Genomic DNA, 6,855 nt, shown 5'->3' with positions numbered 1-6,855 from the left:
ACGGCGTCTCGCCGATGGTGCACCAGGAGGCCGCGGACCGGAACCTGCGCACGATCGACGCGACCTGCCCCCTGGTGACGAAGGTGCACAAAGAGGTCAACCGGTTCGCGAAGGACGACTACGACATCCTGCTGATCGGCCACGAGGGCCACGAAGAGGTCGAGGGCACCGCCGGCGAGGCGCCGGACAAGGTCCAGCTGGTCGACAAGGCCGAGGACGTCGACAAGGTCCAGGTGCGCGACCCGTCGAAGGTGATCTGGCTGTCCCAGACGACGCTGTCGGTCGACGAGACGATGGAGCGCGTCGACCAGCTCCGCGAGCGCTTCCCGGGTCTGGCGGACCCGCCGAGCGACGACATCTGCTACGCGACGACGAACCGCCAGGTCGCGGTCAAGGCCATGGCCGCGGAGTGCGACCTGGTGCTGGTGGTCGGGTCGACGAACTCGTCCAACTCGAAGCGCCTGGTCGAGGTGGCCCTGAAGGCGGGGGCGCGGGCGTCGTACCTGGTCGACTTCGCGCACGAGGTCGACGAGGCATGGTTCGACGGCGTGACGACGGTGGGTGTGACTTCCGGCGCATCGGTCCCGGACGAGCTGGTGATGGACCTCCTGGCCTGGCTCGCCGAACGCGGCTACGGCGACGTCGACGAGGTCACGACGGCCAACGAGAAGATCACCTTCGCGCCGCCGAAGGAACTGCGGAAGGTCTGAGGCCACTTCGGCGGCGGGTCGCTTCCGCGGCTCGCCGCCGTGTCGTCCCTCCGATCACGCGTGATGACTCTCTGATCACGCTCTCGGGTCAGCGTTCTTCTTCGTCCCAGGGACGGTTCCGGCGCGGCGGAGTGCTCCGCCCACCGGACGGCCGACGGGGCGGCGGGGCGTCACGGCCGTCCTCGGGCGGGCGCGGACGCCGCCGCGGAGCGTCCCCGCGCGGCTCGCGCCGACGGGGGTCGCCTTCGTCCGGACGCGGCGTGCGCCGGCCGGCGGGCGGGGGCTTGCGGGTGCCGCGGTCGCGTTCGGCGGGGGCACCTTGGCGGGGAGCACGGCGTTCGCCGTCCGCCGGGGGCCGCGGACGGCGCGGCGGCGGTTCGCCTTCCCGGCCACGGCGGGCGCCTTGCGGGAGCGGCGTCTGCCCGGTCCGGTTCGACCCGGCCGGCCGCGGCCGCTCGCTCGCGCGCTCGTCGGTCTTCTTGCCCTTCTTCGGGGCGTCCGGGTCGCGCTCGCGGAAGATGCGGACGAAGCCGATCAGCAGCGTGATGCCGGTGGTGATGGCCATGGTGGGGAAGCCGTTGATCAGCGGGGTGCCGATGTTCAGCGCCTTCGACAGCATGTCGTCGCCCTGCGAACCGGACGTCAGCAGGATCACGCCGGGCACGGTCACGGCCAGCACCAGCGGCGGCATCACCATGGGCCCGAACAGGCCGCGGCGCTTCACCGCGCAGACCGCGATCACGGCCCCGGCGATGTAGCAGACGGTGAAGACCACCGGGATGCTGCCCTGGCTGGGCTTGCCCAGGAGGGCGCCAACGATCGCCAGGCCGAGGCCGACCAGGACCGCCGCCCACCAGGGCAGTCCGCGCCTCGAACCGACGACAGGACGCTCGTCCCACGCAACGGGGACGTCGTCGGCATCTGGATCGCTCTGGCGATCGCGAATCGCGGTCACAGGGCAACACCGTATCTCGTGGTTGTGAAGATCTTGCCAGCACCGCCGCCGACGTGGGCCGACAGCCACCGGCGGAGCCCCCTCCGGCGGCGTGGGACAGCGCTGGCGAGCGAGCCGGCGGCCCGCTGAAGCAAGGGTGCCTCGGGCGGGACGCCGACGACAACTCACGGGTGGAGGAGTGGCCAGGCCGCCTGACCGGTGGAGAGGCAGGCGGTGGCGGCCGGATCCGTGAATACGCTGGTCAGGCGGCCGCGGCCACGCTCGGCCTGGCAGCAAGCCGGGGTTGCGCCCGGCTCGATGGCCCGCCGGGCTGCCGCCTCGTGTGCACCTGGCCGGGCTTGCTCGCCGAGCCGGCGGCCGCGCTCGGCTCGGCGGCGGGGTGGGCTTGCCCCCGGCCCGGCTTGCTCGCCGACCCGCAGGCTCGGCGTTGCGGGGACCCCCGGCCGCGCCCGCCCGACCCGCTGGCCGGCTCACAAGCCAGACCAGCCGCCGGAAACCTTCGGCCGCACTCACCCCGCGCTCGGGTTTGCCCGCACCCGCAGGCCCGGCCTCGCCGGACCCCCGGACGCGCTCGCCCGGGCACCTCCTCAACTAGCCGCCAGCTCGTCTCCCTTCCGCACCGTCGGCACGGCTGCCGGGCTTCCCGACGCCTCCGTCAACGGCGCCACCGTCGACCGGAACGTCTCCAGCGCCTCCAGCTCCCGCCGTCGCGCCGACAGGAACCGCTGCAGGTGCGTGCTCGACAGGTTCAACGCCTCCACCGCACCACCCGCCGCCCGGTGGGCGGCCGCCGCGCCGGCTCGGACCTGCTCCACGTCCGCCTCCAGCGTCCGGTCGCTCGCCGCGAACAGCGCCGCCGAGGCCAGTACGCCGAAGCCCGTCGGGCCGCACAGGAACACCCGGCGGTCGATCAGCCAGCGCAGCAGCTCCGGGTCCGTGTCCAGCGCCGCGACCACCGCCGCGTCCGAGGGGACGAACATGATCGTTCCGTAGATCGCGTCCGCCCAGCGCTGGTAGCCCTTGCCCGCCAGCTCGGCCGCGCGGGAGCGGATCTGGCGGACGTGCGCGCGCAACGCGTCCAGCCGCTCGTCCGGGTCGTCCGTCTCCACCGCCTCGGACCACGTCGCCATGCTCGCCTTCGCGTCCACCGGGACCGTCCGGTCGCCGCCCACGCGCAGGACCATGTCCGGCTTGGCCGAGCCGCCGCCGCCCAAGTCCGTCTGGAGCGTGAAGTGCAGGTCCTCGCGCAGGCCCAGCGCCCGGGCCGTCTCGACCAGGACCTGCTCGCCCAGCTCGCCCCGGCCGCTGATCGAGGCGAACGCCACCTCGTAACGCCGCAGCGCCAGCTGCTGCTGGTCCGCCTTGGCCCGCTCGGCCGCCACCAGCCGGGCCGCCGCGTCCGCCCGGCGCATCCCGTCCTGGTACAGCCGCCACAACAGCGCGACGGCGAACAGCAGCAGGACCGCCAGCACGATCGCCGCCGTCGTCAGCACTGTCGCCACTTCGCCTCCTCCATGCCAACCCGAGCTCCGGGGCTCGCAGACATCATGGCGGACCCCACCGACAAAAACCGCACCCGATCCGTCGCTCTGGGTAGCTGACCTGCGAACACATCGATTCCGCGAAGGGCGTGTCCGATCTTGCCCGCTCGTGTTAGTACACACGTTCGAGTGAGAAGGCGGCGTGCCTGCGCGATTTCGTCGGAGCGGGGTCGTACCGTTGCCCCTCGTGAGATTCCTGCACACCTCCGACTGGCACGTCGGCCGCACCTTCCACGGCGCCGACCTGCTCGCGGAACAGGAAGCGGTGCTCGGGCACCTCGCCGACCTCGTGGCCGGCGAGGCGATCGACGCTGTCCTGGTGGCAGGCGACATCTACGACCGCGCGGTCCCCTCCGCCGAGGCTGTGCGGGTGGCCACCAGGGCCGTCGCCCGGATCCGCGCAGCCGGCGCGCAACTGGTTGTCACGCCTGGGAACCACGACTCGGCACCCCGCCTCGGCGCCTTCGCGGAATTCGCCGCGGCCGGCGGCCTCCACCTGCGCACCACCGTCGCCGGGCTGGCCGAACCGGTCCTGCTCGAAGACGCTCGTGGGGCCGTCGCCGTCTACGGCATTCCTTACCTCGAACCGGAACCGGCGCGCCACGCACTCGGCGTGCCGGACGCGCGCGGCCACACCGGCGTGCTCACCGAGGCCATGCGCCGGATCCGTGCGGACCTCGGAACCCGGCCCGGCGTCCGCTCGGTCGTGCTCGCGCACGCGTTCGTCACCGGCGGCGAACCCACCGACAGCGAACGCACCATCGCGGTCGGCGGCGTCGAGCAGGTGCCCGGCTCGGTCTTCGACGGCGTCGACTACGTGGCGCTGGGCCACCTCCACGGCCCGCAGACGCTCGCCGAGCACCTGCGGTACTCCGGCAGCCCGCTGGCGTACTCGTTTTCCGAGGCGCGCCAACGCAAATCGGTCTGGCTGGTCGACCTGAGCGCGCACGGCCTGCACGAGGTGCGGCGGCACGAACTGCCCGTGCCGCGACAACTCGCCACCCTCGAAGGCGAAATCGAGAACCTCTTGACGGCCCCGGAGCACGACGCCTACCGAGACCACTTCCTGTCGGTCACCGTCACCGATCGCGTGCGCCCGGTCGACGCGATGCGGCGCCTGCGCGAGCGGTTCCCGTACGCGGTGCACCTGGAGTGGGAGCCCGCGGGCGGGCACGCCGGCGCCCCGCTGCGCTACTCCGACGCCGTCCGCGGCCGGTCCGACATCGAGGTCTCGCGCAGCTTTCTCGACGACTGCCGCGGCGCCCCGCCGACCGAGAGCGAAGAGCAGCTCCTGTTCCAGGCCCTGGAAGCGGCCGACCGGGGGGCCCTCGCGAAATGAGGCTGCACAGGCTGGAGGTCGAAGCCTTCGGGCCGTACTGCGCACGCGAAGTGGTCGACTTCGACGTGCTCGGCGCCGACGGTCTCTTCCTCCTGCACGGCGAAACCGGCGCGGGCAAGACGACGCTGCTCGACGCGATCGCGTTCGCGTTGTTCGGCGTGGTTCCCGGCGCCCGCAACGAGGCCAAGCGTTTGCGCTGCGACCTCGCGGAGCCCGACCAGGTCACCGAGGTCGCGCTCGAGCTCACCGTGCAGGGGCACCGGCTGAAGATCGTGCGCAATCCCGAGTACCAGCGGCCGAAGCGGCGCGGTGAGGGCACGACCACCCAGCAGGCGCGGGTGTCGCTGAGCTGGGTCGGCACGGCGCCCGCCGGGCTGGCGCCGGAGGGCCTGATCCGGATCGAAGAGGTCGCGCGCACGGTCGAGCGGCTGCTCGGGATGACCGCGGCCCAGTTCTTCCAGGTGGTGCTGCTGCCCCAGGGCGAGTTCGCCCGCTTCCTGCGTTCGGACACCGCCGAGCGCGAGAAACTCCTGGAGCGGCTGTTCGGCACCGAACGCTTCGCCGACGTCGAACGCTGGTTCGCCGACCTGCGCGCCGAGCGCGGCCGTGAGCTGGACGCGCGGCAGCGGGACGTCCGGGAGCTGCTGGCCCGCTACGCGCAGGAGGCCCAGCAGGAGCCACCCGAGACGGACGTGGCCGTGTGGGTCGACACCGTGCTCGACGCGTCGGAGGCCCGCGTCGGGCAGGTGACGGCCGAGGAGGAGCGGGCACGCTCGGCCGCCCAGCGCGCGGACGTCTACCTCCAGGAAGAACGCGCGGGCGCGGAGAAGATCCGGCGGGTCCGCAACGCGCACCTGCGGCTGCTCGAAATCACCGAGCAGGCGCCACAGCGGGCCGAGTGGGCGCAGGAGGTGGCGGCCGCGCGGCGGGCGGCCGGCGTCGCCGTCGAGGCTGACTTGCTGGACAGGCGGGCCGCCGAGCTGGCCGAAGCCGAACAGGAGGAGAAGGCCCGCGGCGCTCGGCTGCGGGAGTTCGGCACCAGGGCGGCCGGTGATCTGAAGGCCCGGGCGGCCACGGCCCACGAAGAGGCGGGCGTGGTCGCCGAGCTGGTCGCCGAGGCCGAACAGCAGGCGCTCGACGTCATGCGTCGGGACGACCGGAAGCTCGCCGCCGTCACGGCGCAGCAGCAGGTCGAGGAGCTGACCGGTGAGCTGGCCGCGATCCCGGGCCAGCTGGCGAAATTGCGCGCGGACGCCCTGGCCGCGGCTGAAGCCGAGGCGAAGCTCGATGGCGCCAAGGCAAAGGTGGATGAGCTGCGCGCCTTCGCGCGGGACGCGGCCGAACTGCCCGAGGCCGAGGCGAAAGTCCAGCGAGGCGAAGCGAAACTGCGCGAAGTCGTCGACGCGCACCAGGCGGCCCGGCAGCGGCGGCTCGACCTGCGGGAGCGGCGGCTGGACGGGATGGCGGCCGAGCTGGCCGCCGCGTTGGCCGACGGCGCGCCGTGCCCGGTGTGCGGATCGGCCGACCATCCGGCGAAGGCGAGCCGGGACGTCGAGCTGGTCGACCCGGTCGAGGAACGCGCGGCCGAGGAAGCCGAGCAGGCCGCGGACGTGCTGCGGCAGCGGGTCGTCGTCGCGCTGGAAGAGGCGAAGGCTCGGTTGGCCGGGCTGATCGAGCGGCTGGCCGGGCGCACCGCCGAGTCGATCACCGCCGAGCTGGCGGACGCCCGCGCCACCGTCGCCGCCCTGACCGAGCAGGCCGCCGCCAAGGCGAAGCTGGGCCAGCAGGTGGTGCTGCTGGAGCGCGACCTGGAAGCCCGGAGCGAACGGCTGAGGCGGGCCGAACAGGCGGCGACCGAAGCCACCACCGACGTCCGGGCCCTGGAGGAGCGGCTGGCCGAGCGGGAACGCCGCCTGGTCGCCGGGCGGGGTGAGTTCGCGGACGTCGGCGCGCGGCGGCAGCACCTCCTCGGCCTGGCCGAGGCCCTGGAGGCGGTCGCGGAGGCGCGGACGGCGGTGGCCGGCGCCCGGGAACGCGTTGCCCAGCAGAAAACGCTGGTCGAGGCGGCGGTGCAGGCGAAGGGGTTCACGTCGCTGAAGAAGGCTCGGGCCGCGATGCTGCCGGACGAGCAGATCGAGAAGCTGGAGCAGGGCATCGCCGAGGCCGAGGCGGCCGCCGCGGGCGCGCGGGCCCTGCTGGCCGAGCCGGACCTGTTCGGGATCTCGCCGGACGACGTGGCGGACGTCGGCCGCGCGGGCGCCGCGGCCCCGCGGGCGCGGGCGCCGCGGGGTAGAGGACACGTCTGAACTC

The 6,855-nt window shown here is 73.6% G+C and carries 4 protein-coding genes and 1 pseudogene; 3 read left to right on the top strand and 2 right to left on the bottom strand.

Translation table 11 applies throughout. The features are described from left to right. Nucleotides 1-710, top strand: a 710-nt coding sequence (gene ispH / locus ACWEVN_RS45130; RefSeq protein ID WP_452055371.1) for a 4-hydroxy-3-methylbut-2-enyl diphosphate reductase, incomplete at its 5' end; no start/stop codon positions are given. An 88-nt stretch (nt 711-798) separates the two neighbouring features. Here the strand turns inward: ispH and ACWEVN_RS45125 are convergent. Both ACWEVN_RS45125 and ACWEVN_RS45120 read right to left on the bottom strand, forming a co-directional pair. Beyond that, nucleotides 799-1,665, bottom strand: coding sequence for a DUF6542 domain-containing protein (locus ACWEVN_RS45125; RefSeq protein WP_452055370.1), 867 nt, complete (start codon nt 1,663-1,665; stop codon nt 799-801). A 587-nt stretch (nt 1,666-2,252) separates the two neighbouring features. Next, on the bottom strand, nt 2,253-3,167 hold the full coding sequence (locus tag ACWEVN_RS45120; RefSeq protein WP_091317766.1) for a DNA recombination protein RmuC: 915 nt from the start codon (nt 3,165-3,167) through the stop codon (nt 2,253-2,255). A gap of 226 nt (nt 3,168-3,393) precedes the next feature. On the opposite strand from ACWEVN_RS45120, the gene ACWEVN_RS45115 reads away from it, so the two are divergent. After that, nucleotides 3,394-4,545 carry an exonuclease SbcCD subunit D gene (locus tag ACWEVN_RS45115; protein ID WP_452055369.1) on the top strand — a complete coding sequence of 384 codons (1,152 nt, stop codon included), beginning with the start codon at nt 3,394-3,396 and terminating at the stop codon, nt 4,543-4,545. Beyond that, nucleotides 4,542-6,827: pseudogene (locus ACWEVN_RS45110) on the top strand (AAA family ATPase); the annotation flags it as partial. The gene ACWEVN_RS45115 and the pseudogene ACWEVN_RS45110, both read left to right, overlap by 4 nt. Between the last annotated feature and the right edge of the window lie 28 nt (nt 6,828-6,855).

This window comes from Amycolatopsis sp. NPDC003861, from assembly GCF_053605405.1.
The sequence above is the reverse complement of the archived record's forward strand: the minus strand, read 5'-3'. Positions and strand labels throughout refer to the sequence as shown.